19 protein-coding genes are annotated in these 24,234 nt (G+C 45.9%); all 19 read right to left on the bottom strand.

The features are described from left to right. Positions 1-12: 12 nt before the first annotated feature. The gene (gene galU, locus AC1MEO_RS18310; protein WP_480333173.1) at positions 13-903 is read right to left on the bottom strand and encodes a UTP--glucose-1-phosphate uridylyltransferase GalU; all 891 of its coding nucleotides are present in this window, start codon (positions 901-903) and stop codon (positions 13-15) included. A gap of 241 nt (positions 904-1,144) precedes the next feature. After that, positions 1,145-2,125: a mannose-6-phosphate isomerase, class I gene (gene manA / locus AC1MEO_RS18305; protein WP_480333171.1), complete on the bottom strand. Its 981-nt coding sequence runs from the start codon at positions 2,123-2,125 to the stop codon at positions 1,145-1,147. A gap of 63 nt (positions 2,126-2,188) precedes the next feature. After that, complete coding sequence (locus AC1MEO_RS18300) at positions 2,189-3,574, bottom strand: sugar phosphate nucleotidyltransferase (RefSeq protein WP_480333169.1); 1,386 nt, start codon at positions 3,572-3,574, stop codon at positions 2,189-2,191. Between the two features lie 444 nt (positions 3,575-4,018). Next, entirely contained in the window at positions 4,019-5,308 is a 1,290-nt protein-coding gene (locus AC1MEO_RS18295) for a glycosyltransferase family 4 protein (protein WP_480333167.1), read from the bottom strand. 49 nt (positions 5,309-5,357) lie between these two features. Further along, positions 5,358-6,467, bottom strand: coding sequence for a glycosyltransferase family 4 protein (locus AC1MEO_RS18290; RefSeq protein WP_480333165.1), 1,110 nt, complete (start codon positions 6,465-6,467; stop codon positions 5,358-5,360). Between the two features lie 83 nt (positions 6,468-6,550). Beyond that, on the bottom strand, positions 6,551-7,927 hold the full coding sequence (locus AC1MEO_RS18285) for a hypothetical protein (RefSeq protein WP_480333163.1): 1,377 nt from the start codon (positions 7,925-7,927) through the stop codon (positions 6,551-6,553). 69 nt (positions 7,928-7,996) lie between these two features. After that, entirely contained in the window at positions 7,997-8,968 is a 972-nt protein-coding gene (locus AC1MEO_RS18280) for a glycosyltransferase family 2 protein (RefSeq protein WP_480333161.1), read from the bottom strand. 37 nt (positions 8,969-9,005) lie between these two features. Further along, positions 9,006-10,070 (bottom strand): GDP-mannose 4,6-dehydratase, encoded by a 1,065-nt coding sequence (gmd, locus tag AC1MEO_RS18275; protein WP_480333159.1) that lies wholly within the window; start codon positions 10,068-10,070, stop codon positions 9,006-9,008. 11 nt (positions 10,071-10,081) lie between these two features. Further along, entirely contained in the window at positions 10,082-11,032 is a 951-nt protein-coding gene (gene fcl, locus AC1MEO_RS18270; RefSeq protein ID WP_480333157.1) for a GDP-L-fucose synthase, read from the bottom strand. A gap of 321 nt (positions 11,033-11,353) precedes the next feature. Then, on the bottom strand, positions 11,354-12,829 hold the full coding sequence (locus AC1MEO_RS18265) for an MOP flippase family protein (protein ID WP_480333155.1): 1,476 nt from the start codon (positions 12,827-12,829) through the stop codon (positions 11,354-11,356). A gap of 25 nt (positions 12,830-12,854) precedes the next feature. Then, entirely contained in the window at positions 12,855-14,972 is a 2,118-nt protein-coding gene (locus AC1MEO_RS18260) for a protein kinase family protein (protein ID WP_480333153.1), read from the bottom strand. A gap of 46 nt (positions 14,973-15,018) precedes the next feature. Further along, the gene (rfbB, locus tag AC1MEO_RS18255; protein WP_480333151.1) at positions 15,019-16,035 is read right to left on the bottom strand and encodes a dTDP-glucose 4,6-dehydratase; all 1,017 of its coding nucleotides are present in this window, start codon (positions 16,033-16,035) and stop codon (positions 15,019-15,021) included. A 13-nt stretch (positions 16,036-16,048) separates the two neighbouring features. After that, positions 16,049-16,939, bottom strand: a complete 891-nt coding sequence (rfbA, locus tag AC1MEO_RS18250) for a glucose-1-phosphate thymidylyltransferase RfbA (protein WP_480333149.1) — start codon at positions 16,937-16,939, stop codon at positions 16,049-16,051. 17 nt (positions 16,940-16,956) lie between these two features. After that, positions 16,957-18,108 carry a DegT/DnrJ/EryC1/StrS family aminotransferase gene (locus AC1MEO_RS18245; protein ID WP_480333147.1) on the bottom strand — a complete coding sequence of 384 codons (1,152 nt, stop codon included), beginning with the start codon at positions 18,106-18,108 and terminating at the stop codon, positions 16,957-16,959. A 38-nt stretch (positions 18,109-18,146) separates the two neighbouring features. Next, positions 18,147-19,625 carry a lipopolysaccharide biosynthesis protein gene (locus AC1MEO_RS18240; RefSeq protein WP_480333145.1) on the bottom strand — a complete coding sequence of 493 codons (1,479 nt, stop codon included), beginning with the start codon at positions 19,623-19,625 and terminating at the stop codon, positions 18,147-18,149. A gap of 830 nt (positions 19,626-20,455) precedes the next feature. Next, entirely contained in the window at positions 20,456-21,553 is a 1,098-nt protein-coding gene (tnpB, locus tag AC1MEO_RS18235) for an IS200/IS605 family element RNA-guided endonuclease TnpB (protein WP_480333143.1), read from the bottom strand. Continuing rightward, a complete protein-coding gene (tnpA, locus tag AC1MEO_RS18230) occupies positions 21,537-21,803 on the bottom strand; it encodes an IS200/IS605 family transposase (RefSeq protein WP_480331836.1) in 267 nt (88 codons plus the stop codon). The genes tnpB and tnpA overlap by 17 nt, the downstream gene beginning before the upstream one ends. A 103-nt stretch (positions 21,804-21,906) precedes the next feature. Further along, positions 21,907-22,818, bottom strand: a complete 912-nt coding sequence (locus AC1MEO_RS18225; RefSeq protein WP_480333141.1) for a glycosyltransferase family 2 protein — start codon at positions 22,816-22,818, stop codon at positions 21,907-21,909. Positions 22,819-23,016: 198 nt separating this feature from the next. Next, positions 23,017-24,141, bottom strand: coding sequence for a right-handed parallel beta-helix repeat-containing protein (locus AC1MEO_RS18220; RefSeq protein ID WP_480333139.1), 1,125 nt, complete (start codon positions 24,139-24,141; stop codon positions 23,017-23,019). Positions 24,142-24,234: the final 93 nt, after the last annotated feature.

Genomic DNA, 24,234 nt, shown 5'->3' with positions numbered 1-24,234 from the left:
GATGCCTCCAAGTTAAAATAGTTTTGCGGCTGATTTTCCAGCCATCAATTCCTTGATGATGCTTTCTACATCTTTGCCAAACTCTGGGCTATCTAAAGCAAATTCGATAGTTGTCTGGAGGAATCCAAGCATTTCTCCTACATCATAGCGTTTGCCTTCAAAATCATACGCGTAGACATTCTGCACTTCATTCAGCTTTTGGATGGCATCTGTCAACTGGATTTCCCCACCGGCTCCGGCACTTTGGGTACCCAGAAAATCAAAAATTGCTGGATCCAGAATATACCGCCCCATAATTGCCAGATTCGAAGGAGCTGCTCCGGGTTTCGGCTTTTCGACAAAATTGCTGACCTGGTAGCAGCGTCCATAGACCGCACTTGGTTCAATAATGCCGTACCGATGCGTTTCATGATCAGGAACCCGCTGGACACCGATGATGGATGATTGCATCCTGTCGTATTGATCAATCAATTGCTTTAAGCACGGTTTCTCGGCTTTTACGATATCATCCCCCAACAACACCGCAAACGGTTCGTTTCCGATAAACTTGCGTGCACTCCAAACCGCATGGCCTAAGCCCTTCGGCTCTTTTTGGCGAATATAGTGGATTTCCACATTTGAGGTGCGCTGGACCTTTTCGAGAAGTTCGAATTTCCCTTTTTTGAACAAGTTGTCCTCCAGTTCAAAATTCTTGTCAAAATGGTCTTCAATGGCTCGCTTTCCTTTCCCCGTAACAATGATGATATCTTCGATGCCTGAAGCAATCGCTTCTTCCACAATATATTGGATCGTCGGTTTATCTACGATTGGCAGCATTTCTTTCGGCATAGCCTTTGTTACCGGAAGAAATCGGGTACCCAGGCCAGCCGCAGGGATAATTGCCTTCGTCACTTTTTTCGCCATTAAATCCACCCGCCTTTTGAATTTTTGGAGTCATCGGTTCCTATCGTTCCGATGGGGTTAAGCCGTTTTCCATTAAAAAAAGGCTTTTTTTGCTCGTGCCATTAAATATTTCCCCATTGTAACATCGATAGTCCTAAATATATAGTTTGATTATTAAGTATTTTTTAATTCATCGGAATAAATAGTCTTTTAAGCCTACTGATAATCACCCAAAAAGAACACATACCCCTTTTTATATATTTTAATATTCTGATAATTTAGCGCGTAATGGAGTATGCGAAACGATCATCTCTAAATCTCCGTCGATAAAATAATTCCCGATAGTCGCCGGTACAATAAAGTTGTCGCCTTTTTTGACTGTCGATACACTTTCCTCCGTTACAATCTGCCCCGAGCCATTGATCACGCTGACTAATAGGAAGCCGGCCGACAATGGCATCTCGACTTTCCCTCCAAGCATCCAATGGTAGACGGTAAAATATTCTCCTTCTATCAAACGGGTCGACTCCAAATTATTCAACTGTTCCTTTAAACTGGGCTGTGCGACTTGTTGGTGTGGACAAGTCATCACCGCAATCGCTTCTTCCAGATGCAATTCGCGCTTATTGCCTTCGGGATCGACACGGTCATAATCATAAAGGCGGAACGTAATATCGGAACTTTGCTGCGTTTCCAAAATCACAATGCCTTTACCGATGGAATGCAGAGTTCCACTTGGAACATAGACAAAATCGCCTTTTTTCACTTTGATGCTTTGAAACAACTTTTGCCATTCCCCTCTGTTCACCAGCTGCTGAAACTCTTCGCGTGACTGCGCCTGATGCCCGATGATGATTTCAGCATCCTCTTCACAATCCAGAATATACCAGCATTCCGTTTTGCCGAACGGCTTATGCGCAAGCCCTTTCGCATAATGGTCATCCGGATGGACCTGCACAGATAATTGGTCATTGGCATCCAGAATTTTCACCAATAACGGAAAATCGTTGTCGGTCGTTTCAAAACCGAACAGTTGAGGGTAGTTCCGCCAAACCTCTGATAAGCTTTTCCCCTGCAATTCGCCATTCATGACGATGGACGGTCCATTTTCATGCGCGGAAATAACCCATGCCTCCCCTGTAGTTTGAGAAGGAATATCGTAATCAAATAATTCCTGAAGCTTCCCTCCGCCCCAAATTCGCTCTTGAAAAACGGGCTTTAAAAAAACGGGTTCCCTGTACATGAACTCTCCTCCCATCATATAAATGGCCAACAGCTGATGTTTATACAGTTTCTTCCACATCCATTATCCGTGGTGAGCATTTAAATTCACTTTACAAATCGCTTCAATTTCTTCCCATTCATTGGAAGTGCGGAAGATGTCTTCTTCAATCAACTCGCTGCCGGTTTGAACTTCAATAATTTCCATATTGGTGGTCGCTTTCAGCGTATGTCTGGCCCCCAACGGAATGTGGATGACATCACCGGTTCTGACATGGCTCAATTTGTCATTGAAGACAAAAATACCTTCACCTTTAACAATGGTCCAAACCTCACTGCGCTTGTAATGCAACTGATAGCTGAGATTTTTTCCAGCATTTATACCGAGGCGCTTGATCAAAACTTCGTTGCCTTCCGCATATCTCGTATATTCCAGCACCCGGTACCAGCCCCATCTGCGTTCTTCGTACATCGGCCGGCTGTTGAAACCTTCGACATATTCCTTCACTTTTGTACTGGCATCCTTGTCGGTCACCAGAATCCCGTCCGGACTCGCTGCCACCACCACATTATCCAAGCCCAGCAAAGTAATCGGGATATCCAGTTCATTGACGATATGGGAATTCTCCACTCCCTTGCCGATGATTCCTTTCCCGGTAACTTGAACTGCCATCTCTTCTGTCAGCGTATTCCAAGTTCCCAAGTCCTTCCAGTAACCGTCATATGGCAAGGAGACAATATGGGCAGCGCGTTCAACCACTTCGTAATCAAAGCTGTTTTTCGGCATGCGGTGGTAGTTTCTCAACAACTGGGAATATTCGATCGGCATCCCTCTTTCTTTCAGCAGATTGATGATATAGCCCAATCTGAAAGCGAAGACCCCACAATTCCACAGGGCATTCTGGCCGATCAATTCTTCTGCCTGCTGCTCCGTCGGTTTCTCTTTAAAGTAATCAACCGTCAAATAGGAGTCATCTGAATTTTCTTCTGGAATGATATAGCCATATTTCGCAGAAGGATAAGTCGGTTTCACACCCATCAAGGCCAAGTCTGCACCAGAATCAAGCAAAGCCTTCTCTAACTCCTGGACACGCCTGAAAAACTGGTTCTCAACATAAGGATCCACCGGCAGCATGCCAACCACTTCATCCAACCCACATTTCTGAACCGAATAAAGATAGACCGCAGCCAAAGCGATTGCAGGAAATGTATCTCTTCTTTCCGGTTCGGTGACCACATGCACATCCTGCCCCAATTGCGTTTTGATCATGTCCACTTGTGAGCTGCTGGTCGCAATAATGGAATTCTCAGCCATCCCCGTGTCTTCGATCTGCTTCCAGACACGCTGGACCATCGAAACCTTATTGCCATCCTCGTCACTCAATACTTTCAGGAATTGCTTTGACCGTGCATCATTAGAAAGCGGCCATAGACGTTTCCCTGACCCTCCTGACAACAATACTAATCTCATAGTAAGTCCTCCTTCTCTATCTGCGACACTAACCAGATGCTAACTCTTTGTACTGACCAATTTCAAAATAGAATTAGCATAAGGAACCTATAGGTAATTTATACCTGTACCGAAAACTAAATAATCACATTTTCCGATAAATTAGGAAAGCTATAACCGTATTATATATATAAATACCTAATAATTCAATATAATTTTCTAATTAATTAGAAATATCAGATATATTTACCCATTCTATATCCCGGAATCTATTAAATCAAGGCTTATTAATTATTTTATTATTCCTATTTTTTAGAAATTTACGACATTTATTTTCACAAAGAACTACAATATTCTTCTTTAATCTGGATTTCTTCCGTCACGGGAAGAAATCCAGGCATGCAAAAGAACCGCTTCCATGGAATCAGTCGATTCCACGGAAGCGGTTCTTTAAGCACGGTAAATCTATGGACGGCTCTCAGCCTGACGGGAAGTCTCGATTTTTGGAGCCCCTGCCACTGCCTGCAGCACATCACGGTATTTATTGATGGAAAGATCTCGCGTCAGATTCGCTTCGAGATAAGTACGCCCTTTCAAGCCCATCACTTTCAGCTCCTCCGGCTCCAAAGTCCGCAAGTAATTGATTGCATGGATGACGCCTTGGTAATCTTGAGGTTCAATGACAACACCCGCTCCACTCTCAAAGATCAGGCGCTGCACTTCACTGCCCTGTTCGAGGACACCAAGAACCGGTTTGCCCGCTGCCATGACGCCATAAATTTTGCTCGGCACCGAAACGCCTTTGATGCCTTTTTGATTGACCACTAAATGAACATCCGCTGCATTCAAGGAATACTTAAGGAATTCTTTTGGCTGATACGGCAGGAACTTGACGTTCTGCAGATTATTTTCTTCTGCATATGCTTCGATCCGCTGCTTGACCGCGCCTTCCCCGATAAACAGGAAGACGATATCAGGCTCGTCCACGAACTCTTTGGACACTTCGATCAGGTTCTCCAGGTCATAATAGAGCCCCAGATTTCCTGAATACATAACGATGAACTTGTCCTGCAGCCCATGCGTTTTCAGGAACTCACGGATAGCCGGTTCATCTTTATCAAGCGGAACAATGGCATGTTCATCTGTCCAATTGCTGATGACGGTGTGGTTCGGCACTTTTTTATCCACATAGCGGCCTTTCAAAGTTTCAGCCATATCTTCACCCACCACCAACACCTGATCTGCGTAGCTGCAGTTCAATTTATCGACAGCTTTGGCGATTTTGAAGACGGTTTGGTTGTTGGTATACGCCACGGCTTCGGCCTGCTCGGGATTAAAGTCGTGGATGCTGTAAATATGCCGCGAACGCTTCAGCAGCTTGCCGATGGTTCCGATCAATCCGCCCAATACCGGGGGCTGGGAAATCGTAAAAATGACATCCGTCCCTTTTTCCTTCAGCAACGCAATATTCGCCAATAAAAAATAAGAGGAGATGTATTTCATCCGGCTGACCTTGGAGTTTTTATTGACCTCGGGCAGTTTGATCCGAACGACTTTAATGCTCTCCAAATAATCCTCTTCGAAAAGCTTTTTGCTGTCGTGGCTTTCGCCGGCATATCCCGGCTGTGCGGCAATGACGGTAATATCGAAATCATTTTGAAGGCGCCCTGTCAATTCGGTCATTAACTGGCTGGTCGCCGCAAGGTCTGGATAAAAGTAATTTATGACAAAGGTAATCTTTTTTTTGCGCAGCATATAGGCCTTCCTTTCCCAGAGAAGGCGTAGGAAAATACGCCATCTCCATTTAAAGTTCGTCGAAAATAGCTATCAAAGAATCGGTATATTTGTCTTCCGTATAAAACTCTTCGAACGTTTCCCGGCTCATTCTCCCAAGGCGCATCCGTTCTGCATCATCGGTCACCAGATTCTTAATGGCATCTTTGACGCCTTCCACAGTCGGTTCGATGACGACGCCGCAATCTCGGATCAACTCCGCAATGATTCCCCGATCAGATGAAATGATCGGCAGGCCTGCAGCCATCCCCTCAATAATAGACATCGGCTGGCCTTCTACTTTATATTTGGTCGGCAGTGCCATCATATCCGATTCAAGGAAAAAGCGTTTTTTCTCTTCTCCCTGCTTGAGGCCGTGGTATTGAATGCGCTGGTCCATTTCATTTGCTGTAATATAGCGTTTCACTTCCTGGAACTCACTTTCATTCTGGATGCCGCCGACCAGGTCAAGACGGAGGTCATGCCCCTCCTGAATCAACGCCGTGGTTGCTTTGATCAGTTCGACATACCCTTTTTCGAACATCAGGTTGCTCAAATACAGAAGGGAAATTGCCCCCTTCTTCTTGCCTTGGCCCACTTCGCTCTTGAGAATGAAATCTGCAGGTATGCCATTGGACACCACTTCCACGCGCTTGACATGGCCGCGGTAATTAGGAGCTAATTTTCCGCCCAGCACAATGCCGACATCGATTTTCCGCAGTGCATCGACGATGAATTTCTGCGTGATGCCGGAAGCAGCATCAATAGTTCCACCCAGGTTATTGCCATGCAGATGGGTCACCACTTTGCCGCGCCCGAGCACTTTACAGGCCTGGATCATCATACAATCCCGCAGCAAGCCCATTTTTGTTTGGGAGATGGAAATGTACAAGATCGGATTTTTCATGGCCAGCGACAGGAATCCGGAGTAAAGAATGGCAAACGAATCCGTAAAAAGTTTATCGAAAGAAAGAGCTCCGGGATGTTCAAAATCTTTTCGGCTCAAATTAATTTTTTTCACCTTGTACTGCTGGTGAAGTTTCTCGGATTTATATAAGGATTGAAGGGCGATGCTTTCTCCCAATATGGGAGGGGGCAAAGGCCCGACAAAAATCAGATTCCCTTTTTTTGTTCCAGACATACGGACGCACCTCTCATTAATCTGACATCTTGCCCAAGAACTTTTCCGGCCAAGGAGCAACTTCTTATATGAACTGCCCTCCATTAATGGGGATCAGTTGATTTCAACGCCGGCTTGTCCACCAACTCTTTTTCGAATGACGCAATGACCAGGTAGAGGATGATAAAAATCGGCATGATGATGATCAGCGGCTTAATATAGTAGATATAGCCGTACCAGAACACCCTGGCGACGGTCAGAACGATCCAATAATAACCAAGCGCCATCCCAAAATTGCCGAAGAACTTCTTCAATAGGAAAGCAGGGACGAATAGAACCGCATAGGTCACAAACGGAGCCACTACCAACCCGATGATCTCGAAGTTCAAATAGTATTCACCATAGACGAACAACCCATAATTGGTATGGATGAGCGAAGCGACAAGATGGGCCGCCTGCGGACTCTGTGCTTCAATCCCAAAGAAAGAGGGAATCAGCTGCGGAATATAATCGATGAGCGTGTAATAATTGCCGTACGTGTGCGTCACTTCAATCGCAGCTGCTGTGGAATAAACAAGATCCTGAACAGTCGGATAGTTGATGAGAATGGATACGGAGTCCCAAATGGCTCCCACATCGAAAATCAGACCCGTATGCCGGACTAACCCCAAATAGGAAAAGACCAACAACCCTCCGGCAATCAACGCCACATTTTTTAATGAGAATTTCGACTTGATGGCACCCGCTCCTTTGGTGGCTGTCAAAAGCAGATACAAAATCAGCAGCAGACCTAAAATATCGACTCTGGCATAATGGGACAGGAGCCAAAAAGGCACAAATACGAGCGCGAATTTTCGGATCGCACTGTTTTTGACTCCCATCAGGACAAAGAAATAAGAAATGACGACAACCGAGTTCCAGGCGTTTCCAGGCAACAGGCTCGGCGACAGGTCATGATAGGATTTTCCTGGAAGATCCGGCAAATAGATGATGGCAGAGACAATAGCCAAGGAACTGAAAAACCAGGTCGCCAATAAACTGTGAACCGTTCCTGAATAAAACGCCAGAATTTTGGCATCGTAATTGCGGTAGGTTTTATTGGTCACCCAAAGAAGAATTGACCAGATGTAATAGAAAAACAAAGCGCCGAATGCCAGGGTATAAAAATGCTTTTCAATCAAATGTGTGCGGTCATTGAACAAGGGCTGCACTTCTCCAATCGGACCGAAGCCCAATATACTGACAACCGGCAAAAACAACAGCACCAATGAAAAAGAGGCAAATCCCACCTTGAAGATATACATGTCCATAATGAATTTGAAGGAAAAGACAATTAAAATGAATAGGTTCCATGGATCTTCGGTATTGAAAACCTGGCCTGCGCGAAGTAAATAATAAATTACTGAAATCCCAGTTAATAGGTTGACGATGATGAACAGGACTTTTTCAAATCGATCATCGGCCTCAATATGCTTTTCCATCGTCTCATTCCTTTATTCATGATTTCCTTCCCCAACAAGCAACGCTTGCCAATCTGCTGCCTTCCCTTTTCAGGAAGGCGTAGTCACAGATAACAGGTGGGATTTCCTGTTGTTTTTTTTGGATTGCGCATAGAGATAAAATAAGATCTTCATATGCAAAAATGTGGAGAGATAATAGAAGAGAAACTTCAAGGACAACCGATTGCCTTTGAAGCCTTCTCCGAGAATTTTTCTGGACAGACGGATTGTCTCTTTGTTTTGGCCGATAATCCCAGTCCGGAAAATGACTTTCCAAATCGTAAGGATAAAACGGTGGAACGTTGATTTCCGTTGCTTTACAGCCAGCCCTTTGTACTTTTCAAAAATGCTCAGATGGCCGTTAAGCACCGATTTTTTATTGGTGGTGATGCGCTCACCGCTATGGTGATAAAACAGCACCATGCTTTCTTTGACAAAATCGAATTTCGTCACCTGCGCCAGTCTTATGTATAAATCCCAATCCTGACAACTCGGCAACCCGGAATCAAAACCCTCTACCTGATCCAACACTTCTTTTTTAATTAATACAGATGACGTCGTATCGATGCAATTGGACTCGAACAGCTTCGGCAATATGTCCCCCCTGTATTCCGGGACTATTTTTCGGGTAGGCTGATTGTTTTCATTGACTACCTGCACACCCGTATAGATCACGCCCACATCCGGCTGATTTTCAAACAGCTTTAATTGTTTTTCCAATTTATCCGGAAGCCATTGATCATCCGAATCCAAAAAGCCGATAAATCTCCCCGTAGCCCTTTTGATGCCGGTGTTTCTGGCTTCCGATCCACCTTTATTGGTATCGTGCTTGAGGAAGATGATCCGGTCATCCTTCATCTGGCTCACCACTTCCGCCGTATCATCTGTTGAAAAATCATCGATGATGATGATTTCGAAGTTCTGATGGCTTTGGTTTTTCAAGCTTTTCACCGCTTTTTTCAGCAGCTCCGAACGATTATGCGTCGGAATAATGACACTTACTTTATCATTTAAAGTCACCATTAAATTCCCCCCCAACCCGATAACAAACCTGCCGTAATTAACGCTCTATGATGGCAGCCTTTTCTTCCTTCAATAAATTGCAGTCGTGCGTGACCATGATTTCAACAAGTTCCTCAAACGATGTAGAAGTCGGATTCCATCCAAGCAGATTTTTGGCTTTTGACGGATCGCCCAAGAGCAGCTCGACCTCTGCCAAGCGGAAATATTCCGGATTTACTTCGACGACAACTCTACCCGTTTTCACGTCAACACCTTTTTCGTCAATTCCTTCACCCTGCCATTCCACTTCAACCCCGGCATATTTGAAGGCCAGTGTCGCAAATTCGCGGACGGTATGCATTTCCCCGGTGGCAATGACAAAATCTTCCGGCGTTTCGTGCTGCAAGATCAACCACATGCACTCTACGTAATCTTTGGCATACCCCCAGTCCCGCTTAGCATCCAGATTGCCCAAAAGAATTTTATCCTGTTTGCCGTTAGCGATGCGCGCGACCGCCATTGTGATTTTGCGTGTAACGAAGGTTTCGCCGCGGCGTTCTGATTCATGGTTGAACAGGATGCCGTTGACCGCAAACATATCATAGGACTCACGGTAGTTTTTGGTGATCCAATAGCCATATAATTTCGCTACGCCATATGGAGAACGCGGATAAAATGGCGTCGTTTCCCTTTGCGGCACCTCCTGGACTTTGCCGTACAATTCAGAAGTCGAAGCCTGGTAAATGCGCGTCTTTTTCTCCAGCCCCAGGATGCGGACCGCTTCCAGAATGCGCAAAGTCCCGATGCCATCAACATCCGCCGTATATTCAGGAGTCTCGAACGACACCTTCACATGAGACATCGCCGCCAGATTATAGATTTCATCCGGTTTGATTTCACTGATCAGCCGGATGATATTAGAGGTATCGGTCATATCCCCATAATGGATATAAAAATTCTCACTCGACTTTAATTCTTCAATATACAAATGCTCAATGCGCCCGGTATTGAAGCTTGAGCTCCGGCGAATGATGCCGTGCACTTCATAGCCTTTCTCCAATAAGAAATCCGATAGAAACGAACCATCCTGTCCGTTGACTCCTGTAATCAATGCCTTTTTCATGGTTTTCCTCCTCAATTCGTCAACATTGTATTTTTTCCGATATGTTCCAAAAACCATTCATAAGCCATTTCCAAGCCATCATCCAACGGGGTTTTTGCTTCCCACCCGAGGCTTGTCAGCCGGCTGATATCCACCAACTTCCGAGGTGCACCATCTGGTTTTGAGGTATTAAAGACGATTTCACCCTCATAACCGATCGTTTTCCCGATTTTTTCTGCCAGCTCTTTTATGGAGATATCTTTACCCATGCCGATATTCACCAACTCGTTGCCACTGTATGTGTTCATCAGATAAATTGCTGCATCTGCCAAATCATCGGAATAAAGGAATTCCCGTTTTGGTGTACCCGTCCCCCATACTTCAACTGTCGGCGAACCGTTCAATTTGGCTTCATGGAATTTCCGGATCAATGCCGGCAAAACATGCGAGCTATTTAAATCGAAATTGTCATGCGGACCATACAGATTGGTCGGCATAATGGAAATGAAATTCGTGCCGTATTGCCGGTTGTAGGACTGGCACATCTTGATGCCCGCAATTTTAGCGATAGCATAAGGTTCATTTGTCGGTTCAAGTTCTCCGGTCAATAACGAATCCTCTCTCATCGGCTGCGCAGCCAGCTTCGGATAGATGCACGTACTGCCGAGAAACAACAGTTTTTTAGCATCGTTCCGGTAGGCGGCATCAATGACATTTGTCTGGATCAATAAATTATCCCGGATGAAATCTGCCGGATAATCGTTATTCGCCACAATCCCACCGACTTTGGCTGCTGCCAGAAAAACATATTCCGGCCGTTCTTCCCGAAAGAATGAGTAGACCTGGTCACCCCTTGTCAGATCCAGCTCTTGACTGGTCCGGAATACAAGATTGGTATAGCCATTGGCCTGTAAATTCCTTATAATCGCAGAACCTACAAGGCCCCGATGTCCAGCTACGTAAATTTTCGAGTCTAAATTCATAAGTACCCCACCTTTTTTTCAGCTTCTGCCATGGATGCTGGTGTCTTTTTTTACACAAATGTGTAAACAAGAGAAGTATAAAACCAATAATCACCCTTATACCCAAGACTATATGCTTACTAAATGATTTTATTTTCCCATTCTAACATACAATAGTCTAAATATTACAGATTATTTTGATTATTTGATTTTTTATATAATTTAAGTGGGTAAGTTTAATAAATTCCAGTTCGCCATCACTAATGAGAAATTCGATCCTAACGGCAGGCGGCAACCCTCCTAAGCTGGAGAGTTGAAGGAACACTGCTTTTGCATCGTTCCTCACCCTTCTTTAACCGCTGTTCTTTTTTGAAGAAAACCCTTCATTTCCGTTACCAGTTCGCGCTGGTTCAGAAGCATCAGTCCCGCATAGATCACCCCTCCGATGATTGTATCGATAATAATGATGCCGACCGGCCCAACTCCCGTTAACTGAGTATTGATGATAAATAAAGGAGCCAGCATGATCGCTGAGTGGACCATCGGCTTGGCGATCGACATCGTCAATTCGCCTAAGCTGTCGCCAATGATATGGCGAATCCGCACAAAATAGCTGACATAGAACAGCGCCAACCTCAACAGGCCGACCGCCAGTGCCACGACGACGATTTCACCCGATAAGCTGGCAAGAAAAACGACGACTGGAATGATGGCCAGTTGAACCAATTGCCAATAAAAACTCCATCTCACTTTCCCGACAGCAATAAACAGGCTGCCGCTCGGATTTCCCAATGCCTTGAACAAGCCATAAAGGCAAAGGATTTGGATGATGATGATGCTCTCCGACCAATCCGCACCCAGCAAAAGCGGTACAGCATAAGGAGCCAGTACAATCACTCCCGCGAGCAGCGGCGCGTTAAAGCTGGTCAGCATATTGGTTATCAGCAGATAAGCCCTGCGCAATTTGGCGCTGTCCAGCTGGATTTTCGAGAATACTGGAAACGCCACCCGGTTGATCATGGAATTCAGTTTTTGGACCGGCTGCATAATCAGGTTCATGGCCATGCTGTAATAGCCGAGTGCCACGGACCCCAACGTGATTCCGACGATCACCTGATCGATTTTCGTGGTGAAATAATTGATGCTCGTGGAGCCAAGGCGGTACATGCCGAAAGACACGAATCCTTTGATGGCTCCCCAGGAGAAAACGAGCTGCGGCCTGGTTTCCGGGTTCCGGTACCCGCCGATCACCCATGGAACGCTTCTGAACAGCGACATGACGATATGTCCATAGACCAGCGACCAGGCACCGAGACCCGTGAAGGCAGCCAGGTAAATGGTCAGCAAGACACCGATTGCCGTCGCCATAATTTCATTTTTGGTGATTTGGGCGAATTCCAGTTTTTTAGTGGCGAGCGTCTGGAACTGCAGACCGAACGGCAAGATCAGAAAGCTGATGCCGACCACTTGGATCATCGGCGTCAGACTGGCTTCATCAAACAACAGCGCAATCACCGGAGCCGCCGCCAAAAGAATAAAGAACAGCACCACCCCGACAAAAATCGAAAACCAGTACAGGCTGGACAGCTCTAGCTTGGTGATCTTCTCTTTTTGGATAATGGCGTCCGTGATCCCCATTTCCAGGAACAATTGCGAAAACTGGATGACAATCTGCACCATCGCGATCAGGCCGAAGACAGCCGGCCCCAGCACCCGGCCCAAAATCAGCAGCTGGCCGATTTGCAGGATGCTGGTCACGAGCATTGATATTGACGTGAGCTTAACGCTGCTCACCGCTTGGTTTTTCAAAGATGCCATAGGCCATTCCTCTAATCAGGTTTAATTAATATAAAATCTTTCTCCACATGTTCCTGCGCTGCTTTGGAAAGATCCCGTAAGGCCTGTCTTCTGGAAAGTCTTCCGGAAATCCATTCAGGTCAAACGATTCGCGGACAGTTGACGGCCGTTCCTCGTATTGATACAGGAACTCGAAATCGATGACCTTCAGCCCTTCCGATGTCAGCAGGATATTCCCTGGATGGAAATCGATCAGCGCATACCCTTTGTTATAGAAAAATTCATTGATGGTGAAAATTTCCTGTTTATGCTTGCGTTTCAGGATCTGCTTTTTGATGTGCCAACTTTCCGTCACTTTATGGGTCTTCAGGTACGGCACAATGATGTAATTCTCTCCGCTGTCGATCAGCCGGGGAATAAATTTACATTCCTTGCTCAACTCTCCGTAAACGAATTTCTCACGCTCCAAAAACCGTTCCTTGCCGGCTTTATAGGTTTTCTTCACCGCTTTTGTCCCTTGGTATTCAATGACTTCAACTTTGGCTCGCCGTTTTTTCTCCGATACATCCGCAATGACCCTTTCAGGCGTCCGGTACGCTCTGTCCCAGTCTGTGACAATGGTTTTGATCTCCCCGATAAGGTCTGGAGCGACTGCAGAGATGTAATCCAAGGCCTCAATTTGGTCGTCTGCACTATGCAGCGGATTGGCGCGTTCTTCTTTCGATAAAGAGAAATTGATCTCCGAGCGCAGCTGCTCTTTCAGCAGATAATGTTCATTCGAGACATGCGGGTATTTTTTTTTCATTTTTGCCGCCAGCGGTTTGGGATGGTAATCATACATGACCAGCAAAGTGGACGGCTTGCCGCCGCTCACCGGCCACGGCCCCTGCCCCCAATTGCCGCCCCGCATGCTTTGGGCAGCGTTTCGCTTCTGTTCTTCATCAAGCGGGACTGCCCGGATGAGACAAAGCCCGTTGCGTTCAAACCAGTCAATGATCCTAGGGGTCAACTGCCGTTCTTCCGCCCATTCCCGGACGACAAAAACCATCAATTCCCCGTCTTTTTCAAAATTATGCTCACTCGATTTGATGATGGACTCGAGCCAATTGCCGCTGACGCCGATCAGTTTCCGGATGGTATCCGTCGAAGGCGCCCACCCTTCCTCTTCCAAAACGTGATGGAACGATTCCAGGCTGATTTCTTCGAGTGCCGTACCGGTTTCACTGGCCAACTGCTGGAGGATGCCGGGATAATCATGGTCTTGTGGAATCTTCTTGACGCCGCCGCCTGATTTTGCCGGAATGCCGGATTTCTCCCCTTTGTGGTAAACCGCGTGGTACATCAGACTGAGAAAATGATGGCGTTTGGATGGAACAAAATATTTACTGTTCCACAATTCCCGTTGGTCCAATATCGTTTCAGCAATATACGGCGGATAGTAGGCGATATTCTTGAAATTGCTGCCCGGCAGGCCGCCCACGCTGTAAATATCAAACGGCAGGATGCCTACCTTTTCATTCAATAGCTCCCGGACCTTTTCGATATGGTCATCTGAGATCAACAGATCCACGTCTTCGCCGAGATCCAGAAAAGGCAGTTCATCAAACCAGCGCAAAATCACATAATCGAGTTTCCGTTCATTGAGAAGCCCAAAAAAGTTTTGGAGCCCAAGCTCAGGCGACAGGTATTGCCGAGCCGCCTTTTCTTTTTGGTGCCCCCGCTTGAAGACGATGCCGGTCTGCACTTTTCCGGAACTGTCGGAAAAGGTTTCAAATCGGAAATCCCATTTTTTCTTGCGTGCCAGCTTATATGCCCAAAGAGGCAAAAAGCTGGCACGATCGACGATTTTAGACGGAATGAACAGGATCAGATCCGCTGAAGAATGGAAAGCATTTTTCAGATCCATGAAATCTGCTTTATTGATGACCAGCACTTCCGCATTGTTTTTATAGGTCAATGTTTTTTCATTCGCGTAATACAATTCGGAATCCTGGCTGCCATCTGGCACACTGGTACAGATTCCGAGGAAATTGCTGTAGCCGAACGCTGCCAGCTGTTTTTTCAACGTACTGGTTTCAGCATTGTATTCCAATATTTTCACTGTTTGGTTTTCAGGATATAAAGCCCTTATATATTCACTGATTGCCAATCCATTTGCTCTCATACTAATTCCCCCTTGTCCACCGGCATACAAAACAGGACACACTCCCCTATTTTTGCGCGTATTGCTTGTCGAAATACTGTTGGTATTCGCCGCTGATGATCTGTTCCCACCAGTCTTTGTTTTCCAGAAACCAGTCGACTGTCTGGGCGATTCCGGTTTCGAAATCATAGACCGGTCGCCAGCCCAACCCTTCGATTTTTGTCGGATCGATAGCATACCGTTTATCATGCCCCAGGCGATCTTCAACAAACTCGATCAAGTCTTCCGTTTTGCCCAAAGCTTGGATGATGGTTCTCACCACTTTTAAATTGGTCTTCTCGTTATGGCCGCCGATATTGTAGACTTCGCCGTCCTTTCCGCTGTGCATGACCAGATCGATTGCTGAACAATGGTCCAGCACATGCAGCCAGTCACGGACGTTTTTTCCATCGCCGTAGACCGGCACCTTCTGGTCGTTCAGCACCCGCGAAATCGTCAACGGAATCAGCTTTTCCGGAAAATGATAAGGCCCGTAGTTATTGGAGCACCGTGTGATATTGACCGGCAAGCCGTAAGTTTCGTAATAGGCCCGGACCAAAAGATCCGAGGATGCTTTACTTGCGCTATAAGGGCTGTTCGGCTGCAGCGGCGTTTCTTCCGTAAAGAAGGTTGCCGGATCGAAACTCAGCTCCCCGTAGACTTCATCGGTTGAGACGTGGACGAATTTCTTGATCTTCGCCCGTTTGGCAGCGTCCAACAACACCTGTGTCCCCAGTACGTTCGTCCGGATAAAAATCTCTGGATCCGTAATCGACCGGTCCACATGGCTTTCAGCTGCAAAATGGACGACATAATCGAAATCCACCTGCTCAAACAATTTGTTGACCGCCTGCCGGTCGGCGATGTCGATATGGACAAAGCTGTAATTCTCCTTGTTTTCAATCTTCCGGTGTTTCGTCAGGTCGCCTGCATATGTCAGCAGATCCAAGTTATAAATATGGTAATGCGGATATTTTTCGGCCATGTATTGGACAAAATTCCCTCCAATAAATCCCGCTCCGCCAGTTACAAGTAGTTTTTCCATCGGGGCGCCCCTTTTATGATTTATTGTGTAATAAGGTTTTTTCAGAAGCGATGTCCAGCAGATATTGGCCATAATCCGTCTTTTTCAAAGACTGTGCCAGCTCGATCAATTGGGCTTGGCTAATATAGCCTTTCCGGAAAGCGATTTCTTCCAGGCAGGCGACGTACAGGCCTTGTCTTTTTTGAATGGCTTCCACAAAATTGGATGCTTCCAACAAAGCTTCGTGGGTTCCGGTATCCAGCCACGCCAGTCCACGCCCCATAATATTCACCTGCAGCTCGCCCCGCTTCATGTATTCATCGACGACGGAAGTGATCTCTTTTTCCCCCCGCGCAGAAGGAGCCACCCCTTTGGCGATTTCAACGACTTTATTATCGAAGAAATAAAGGCCTGGAATTGCATAAGAGGATTTCGGTTGCTCCGGTTTTTCTTCAATGGAAAGGACATTCATTTCATCATCCACTTCCACGACACCATACGCTCTCGGATCTGCCACATGACAGCCGAAAATGATGCTGCCTTTTGTCAGTTCCGCCGATTCCTGCAGCCGGCTCCCGAAATCCGATCCGTAAAAGACATTGTCGCCGAGCACCAGCGCGACAGGCGAGTCGCCGATAAAACTCTCCCCGATCGTAAAGGCTTCAGCCAATCCGTTTGGTTCTTCCTGGATGGCATATTCCAGTTTGATGCCGAGTTTTTGGCCGTTGCCCAGCAGGCTCAAAAATCCCGAAATGTCTCTTGGCGTCGAAATGATGAGAATTTCTTTGATGCCTGCAAGCATCAGGACCGACAGCGGATAATAGATCATCGGCTTATCGTAGACAGGCAGCATTTGTTTTGAAATCGATTTGGTCAGCGGGTAAAGGCGCGTCCCCGTTCCACCAGCTAAAATAATACCCTTCATTATAAATCCCTCATTTCTTAAATTTGAGATAGACTCTTCTGAGTTACATGCAGCTCCCGGATGATTCCGCAGATTGCTTCAACGGAAGCCGTTGGCAGGTCTCCGTAATAAGGCATCGCCAATACTTGCTGGACAGCCCGTTTCGCATGCGGCAGATTTTCAGGACGCGCTGACGGCAGTTCGCTGTACCATTCAAAATCACTGCATAAAGGATAGAAATACTTTCTGGCGAAGATATTGTATTTCTGGAGTTCCTGATGAACAGTGTCTCTCGACTGCCCGAACACTGCTTCATTGATTTCAATGACAAAATACTGATAGCTGCTGGATTCATCCGCAAGCGTTGTCAAAATCCGGATGCCGTCAATATCCGCTAAATTTTCTTCGTAGGCTTTTTTGACGGCGTGGCGCTTTCTGCGTTCTTCCCCTACTACCTTCAGAACTTCCAGCCCGACTCCCGCCTGGACCTCATTCAGCTTGGCGTTCAAACCGGACAGCACCACACTTTCGCTATTGGCGATCCCGAAATTCTTCAACAGGTTCAGTTGTTTGTCGAGTGCCGGGTCGCTATAAGTCAACGCCCCGCCTTCTATCGTATTGAACAGCTTGGTCGCATGAAAACTGAACATCGTCAGATCGCCAAAGCTGCTGACGGGCACGCCGTTTATCTTGGATCCGAAAGCATGAGCCGCGTCATAAATCACTTTCAGCCCATGCTTATCTGCAATCGCCTGGATCCTTTTCACATCGCATGGATTGCCGAATACATGGACACCCAGAATGGCACTGGTCTTTTCGGTGATCAATGCTTCGATCTTGTCGGCATCGATATTAAAGGTCACAGGATCGATGTCACAAAATACCGGCGTCAAATTATTCCAATCAAGTGCCTGGACAGTAGCGGGAAATGTAAACGGCGTCGTGATGACTTCACCGGTCAGCTTCAAGGCTTTCAAGCCCAGCAGCAGAGCCATCGTTCCGTTGGAGAACATAGAGATATGATCGACTTCCAAATAGTCTTTGAGTTGCCCGCTTAATTCGTCATGCTGCGCTCCAAAATTCGTCAACTGCTTGCTGTTCCACACTTTTTCCATGCGTTCCGTGACAGCCGTAATGTCCGGCAACAAAGGACGCGTGACATAGATCGGTTGTTCAAAAGCTTTAGCCATTACATTCCCTCCCAAGATATAGAACTGTTTTCCGCGAATCAACCCGTCTTAGCGGGTTTTATCTTTTTTATCATCGGTACCAGCAAATCGTAGACGGTATCAAATTCCTTGATTTTCAACAGTTTGCAAATGAGGATATAGAGCACGATGCCCAGGCCGATCTGCAGGATCAGCGTCAACAGCTCAGAAAAAGGCAGGAGCTTGCCGACGCCGTAAACCACAGCCCCCATTCCGACTGAAATCGCATAAATCGGCAGAAGATCCAACACCTGCTCTTTGACTCCGTACGAAATCTCCCGCCCTGAAAAATAAATATTGATGAAGAGGGAAATATACGAATCCAGGACAATCGTGATCACTAAAATGGTGATTCCCCAGTCCATCCAAATGACGGCCAGGATCAATATCGTCGGTATGATTGTCTTGATGATCTCCAGGTAGAGGAATAGATCTGAACGCCCCTTTACCTGGAGGATGTTCAAATTCAGTGCATGGATCGGATACAGCATGCCAGCAATGCACAAGAGCTGGAAATAAGGAATCATCGTTGCCCATTTTTCACCGAAGATCAGGAGAATCAGCGGTTCTGCTACTGCTGCGACACCGATCATGATCGGGAAAATCAGAAACCCTGAGAGTTTGATGACTTTCTTGAAGCTTTGCTTCAGCCGCTCTTCCTGGTCCTGGATTTCACTCAACACCGGGTACGTCACCCGCTGGATCGTCGCCGTCAATGTCTGTGTCGCCACATCGCTGAATTTTGCAGCATTCGTGTAATAACCCAGGGAGGTCGCCGAATATTGCTTTCCGATGATCACGTAATAGATATTGTCATAGGCCGTATCGATCAATCCCGAGACCAGCAGCTTCCAGCCGAATCCGAACAAACGCTTGAACGACGCTGTACTGAAAACCAGGGAAGGCAGCCATCTTCTATAGAAAACCAGCAGGATCGCCTGAACCCCATTCAATGCCAGCATGCGGACGGCCAGGCTCCATACGCCAAAGCCCAAAAGCGCCATTGCCACCGCAACAATCCCCGACACGATACTTGCCGCCATATTGACTTTCGCCTGAACTTTGAAATCCACTTCCTTGGTGAACATCGCCCTCGGAATAATCGAGAACGCATTGATGATGACGCCGAGTGCCAACACCCTGACAAGAGCCGTTAATTGATCCTCTTCAAAAAAGGCGCTGATGGACGGCGCCGACAAGAACAGCACGCCATAAATGAAAACGGACACTACCAGGTTGAAATAGAACACAGTTGAATAATCAGTTTGATCCGCTTTTTGGTCCCGAATCAGCGCTTGCGTGAAACCACTGTCGACCAATGAATTTGAAAGAGCAACAAACACCAGGATCATTCCGATAACTCCAAAATCTTCGGGCAACAGGAGCCTTGCCAAGATGATCTGAATGATGAACTGGATCCCCTGGTTGCCCATCATGTCCCCGAAACTCCATAGCAGACCGCTGATTGTCTTTTTCTTCAATGAATTTCCCTGTTTCATCTGCCGGCTCCTAACAAAAAAACTTTAATCCAAATTGACTACACGAATTACCTAAATGTTCAGAAAGTTCAATTCAATCATTAAATAATCATCTAAAATAGGTAAATGACATCCGTTTTACTCTAAATTTCCTAACCTCCATTTCAGATACACTACTTTATGCTTATTTATATCTCTTGATTTACATTCTAACATACCATAAGTCATAAATAACAGATAATTTAGATTATTTTTTTATATTTATTATGCAAATTATTCCACTCTTTTTTTCAATTCGGAAATCCTCCAATTATCAAGCATCTTTTTTTGAGTAGGATTCTTTATTTAATTGGTATATCCTTCCTATTTTCCGGAAGAACCATATGAGTGAGAATCCTCAGGCTTACTTATAGGAGTTGAACTAAAATAACTACAGCAGCCGATATTCCGAAAAACAGCTCCGAAGACATTAGCCGCAGCTTGCGAGGAGCATGATTTTTAAAGCTGCGCTATGGATAGGGATGGAGTCTCCATTGGTTTGCTCTATATCGTTAGAGATTTCTCTAGCGCCGGCGCGGCTTATTGATGATGATCTTTTAGTTCAACTCCTATAGATCAATTTTGTTGATCTCCAGACACGCAAAAAAGAGGAGATGGATTCAACTCACTCCAACTCCTCTTTATTCGATTGATATTCTAAATCCACAATAAGGTCTTGTGAACTACTCACGACTAAAGCCGCGAGCTTCCTACAAACATCGTCCTTGCCTGCGTCTGTTGTAACGAGCAGCGCATGCAGCGGAAATGATTACGGTAGGCTCAAAAGACGGTTCCCGCCTCCTACTTGAATCTTATAACGCCAGTGCCAATAAATTCTGACTGGCATTGATGTCCCGGTCATGGTGTGTTCCACAAAGTGTACATGTCCACGAACGAATCGCCAGGGGTTTCCTGGAACCTCTATCCCCACAGGCCGAACAGATTTGGCTGGATGGGTACCATCTGTCGGCTTTAATCAGCGTACGCCCCAGCCACAACGCCTTGTATGCGAGCTGGCGCGTGAATTCAGACCAACTGACACTCGCAATGGCTTTGGCCAACCGGCGATTCCGCATCAGGTTTTTGCTGGAAAGCGTCTCGATGGCGATCACTTGGTTTTCGTGAACGATCCGGTGAGACAACTTATGCAGAAAGTCTTTGCGCTGATTGGCAATCTTTTCGTGTTTTTTTGCAACGACCACTCGCGCCTTGTCCCGGTTTTTGCTGCCACGTTGTTTGCGCGACAACCGTTGCTGGGCGCGTTTTAATTTCTTTTCCGCTTTTTGCAGATGCCGGGGGTTGGCTATTTTTTCTGAAATCCCCGCATCGTTTGTGGTGATCGCGAAGTCGGTTAGCCCTAAATCGATGCCGATTTTATGCGGAGCCGGAATCCACAACAGGTCGTCTTGCTCGACAAGCACGGAAATATAATAATGACCGCTGGGTTTCATGCGCACCGTACAGGACTTGATGGTGCCCGTAAACTTCCGGTGCTGCGTGAATTTGACGAATCCGATTTTGGGCAATTTGATGCGTTTGCCTTCGATTCGAATCGACCCTTTTTGATTGTTTGTTTTGTAACTGGCTTTTGACCGATGTTTGGATTTATACACCGGGAAGTTCGCGCCTTGTTTGAAGAACTTCTGGTACGCCGCGTCTAAATTGAGTTTCGCATTGGCCAGCGCCAGATTGTCGATTTCTTTCAGCCACGGGAAGTCCTGTTTGAACGATGTGTACATACGTGGCTTAATTGACCGCAACAGTTGCGGGTCGTGCTTGTATTTTTCGTAATGGTCTTTCCGGTCAGCCAGCATCTGGTTGTAGAGAAACCGCACGCTGCCGAACGTTTTCGCAAAATACGTTTGTTGCGACGCCGTTGGATACAGCCGATAGCTATAGGCTTTCAGCATGCGGTTTCCCCTCATTTCCAGTTGATTTGTTCGTCTGTTGTGGCGTACAACTGATAAGCATATGAACAGGGTCTTTATCTGTTTCGAGTGAGAGAATTTCAATTTTTTGTTCATCCGCAATCTCCCGAAGAACCTCTTTGGTGTCGCGTTCGACGTCGCCGATTAAGACGGCATTCCGGTATTTAACACACCATACGATGTGATAATGTAAAGAGTAGACATAACCCCTACCTTTAGTAGCTTTTGTCATCTCGTTCACCTCTACATGTAGTGGAACGTATGCAGAGCAAAAAATCAAAAAAGAGCATTCGCTAACTCACGACTAAAGTCACGAGAGTGCGCTCACAAGTTCTTCAAATGGTGATCCGTTTGAAGATCCGCTTGTAGAATTCAGGTTTCATGTAGAACTGCCGGTAGCCTTTTTTCAAGGTTTCCTTTATCCTCAGCTGCTTCAATAGAATGTAAAAGCGATCCCGTTTTTTGGTCCGATTGATGACCTTATCGTATTTGAAATGAGTGAAGACATTTATTTCATCGAGCAAGGTTGCGACATCCTGTAGGTGTTTTTGCTTCGCGGAGATGTCAGTGAGCTGCATATCCGTCCAGGAGCCTTTGACTTCCACCCGGTATGCAGCCATATTTCGGTCCATGTAATAAACCGTCCCGTTCAGTGCTCCACAGATGACCAGTGGATAGTCGCCGATTGTGGCATTCAGGTAAAACTCCGGCATCTTGGGAATTTTTTCGCGGGAATACATGATCGAATTGGTGGCGAACAGTTCCCCTCCCCCTTCGATCACTTCTTCTACGGAATAGATTTTATCCTTATGGCTCGGCCGAATAGCAGCGACTGTTTTCTTAGTTACAGCAGAGACCTTTTCTGCAGCATGTACGCACATGCTGCATTCGGGATGCGCCTCCATATAGTCCACTTGCTTCTGCAGTTTTTCCGGATCGGTCCAGTAATCATCACCTTCACAAACCGCAGTATACTTCCCTAACGCACGTTCACCATTGAACAATTCAAAAGGGATATCTTTTGAATACTGATTTTCCGTCTGGTAGATCGGTTTGACGACATCCGGATACTTCCGTTCATAGCTTCTGATGATTTCTGCTGTCCGGTCAGTGGATGCATCGTCATGAACCAGGATTTCATAGGCAAAATCCGTTTTCTGCATCAGCATGCTGTCCAATGCCTCGGCTATATAATCTTCATGATTATAACTGTTGCACTCAATACTCACCATTATTTCTTTTGCCATAGGTTACAGACTCCTCTACAGTGAAGTAAGTTTTCGTCGTCAGCTATAATGTACAAATTCATATACCTCTGACTGGTTCAGCTAAACAGACTTCCAGTGAATTTCTTATATATTTTTCATCTTAGCATAAAAAATAAATAAAAATTGATTATTCAGATAAATTGACAAAAAATTTACACTATTTCAAAACTCTGCGCATTATTCATCGACGACAATAAAATTTTCTTGCTGATATTTCACTCTCAACTTGTCGTCGCGCAAGATCAGGTTATTTTCCTCAACGGTGTTCCCTTGGACTATATGGCCGTCTCCAACATTGATATAAATTCCCCGCTCCGAGTTTTCCCGGGGGCTGATAGCCAGATTATTGAGGATACTGATATTATGGCTCGGCGTCATGAGATTCTTGCCGCCATCTCCTGGCCGCACCGCAATATTGTACTCGTTGTCATAGGTCAGGTTGCCTTTAATTACATTGGACTCCGCACCATTTTTAATATCAATTCCATAATAGAAACCGGTCACCGTATTTTTTTCAATGAAGCTGTTCTTTTCGCTTTCCACCGTAATGCCCTGCTGATCGGTAAAGCCTTCACGATCTTCCACCACAATGCAGCCTTTGACCAGATTTTGCTTGCCCCCACCAAATAAGGAAAGGTGGCCATCTCCTGAGTTTCTCACGACGCAGGATTCGATTGTATTGTAATCCGATGCAAAGTTGATGATGCCGGAACCATAGTTAAATTCACTTGTCACATTTCGGATGATGTTGTCATTGGCATGATGCAAGTGAATGCCTTGGGAATAATTTTTCGTATAAACATTTTCAACCGAACTTTTCTGGCTGTCCTGAAGAAAAATGGCAATATTAGAAACCAACGATCCATTTTCAGGCAGCTTATCCCCCATCAAAAACCCACCCTTCAGATGGACCTCTGCTGTATCCGCAATCCAAAACACGCCATATTCGTCCTCAGCCTGTGTTTTGAATATTGCCTGATCCATGATGATGGTGATCGGTTTGGCTATCTTCAAGGCAAAATAACTGTCCCCATATCCGGTAGTGGCCTTTAAGTCAGGATTTTTAGTCAATTTATAAATACCGGGCGGAATATGGAGCGTTCCGCCGATTGGAGTTTCATCAATAGCCCGCTGCATCGCTTGTGTGTCGTCTGCCATCCCATCACCTTCTGCTCCGAATAGTACGTTCTCGCCAATCTCCGTTTCCGCAAAGAAAGAATTTTGACCAATGATAAGAACAGCCGCCAACCCAAAAGTACCCAGTATGCCAAGAAGCCAGATAACAGTTTTCCTGTTGGCCATCAACATCTCTCCTCTAACCTAAGCTCTTAAGTGAAAAGCCATTACCCTATTAAACGCTGATTATTTCTAGTATAAGATAATTATTCTTAAAAT

This window comes from Planococcus sp. BI3, from assembly GCF_056680115.1.
This window is presented reverse-complemented; position numbering and strand designations above follow the sequence as displayed.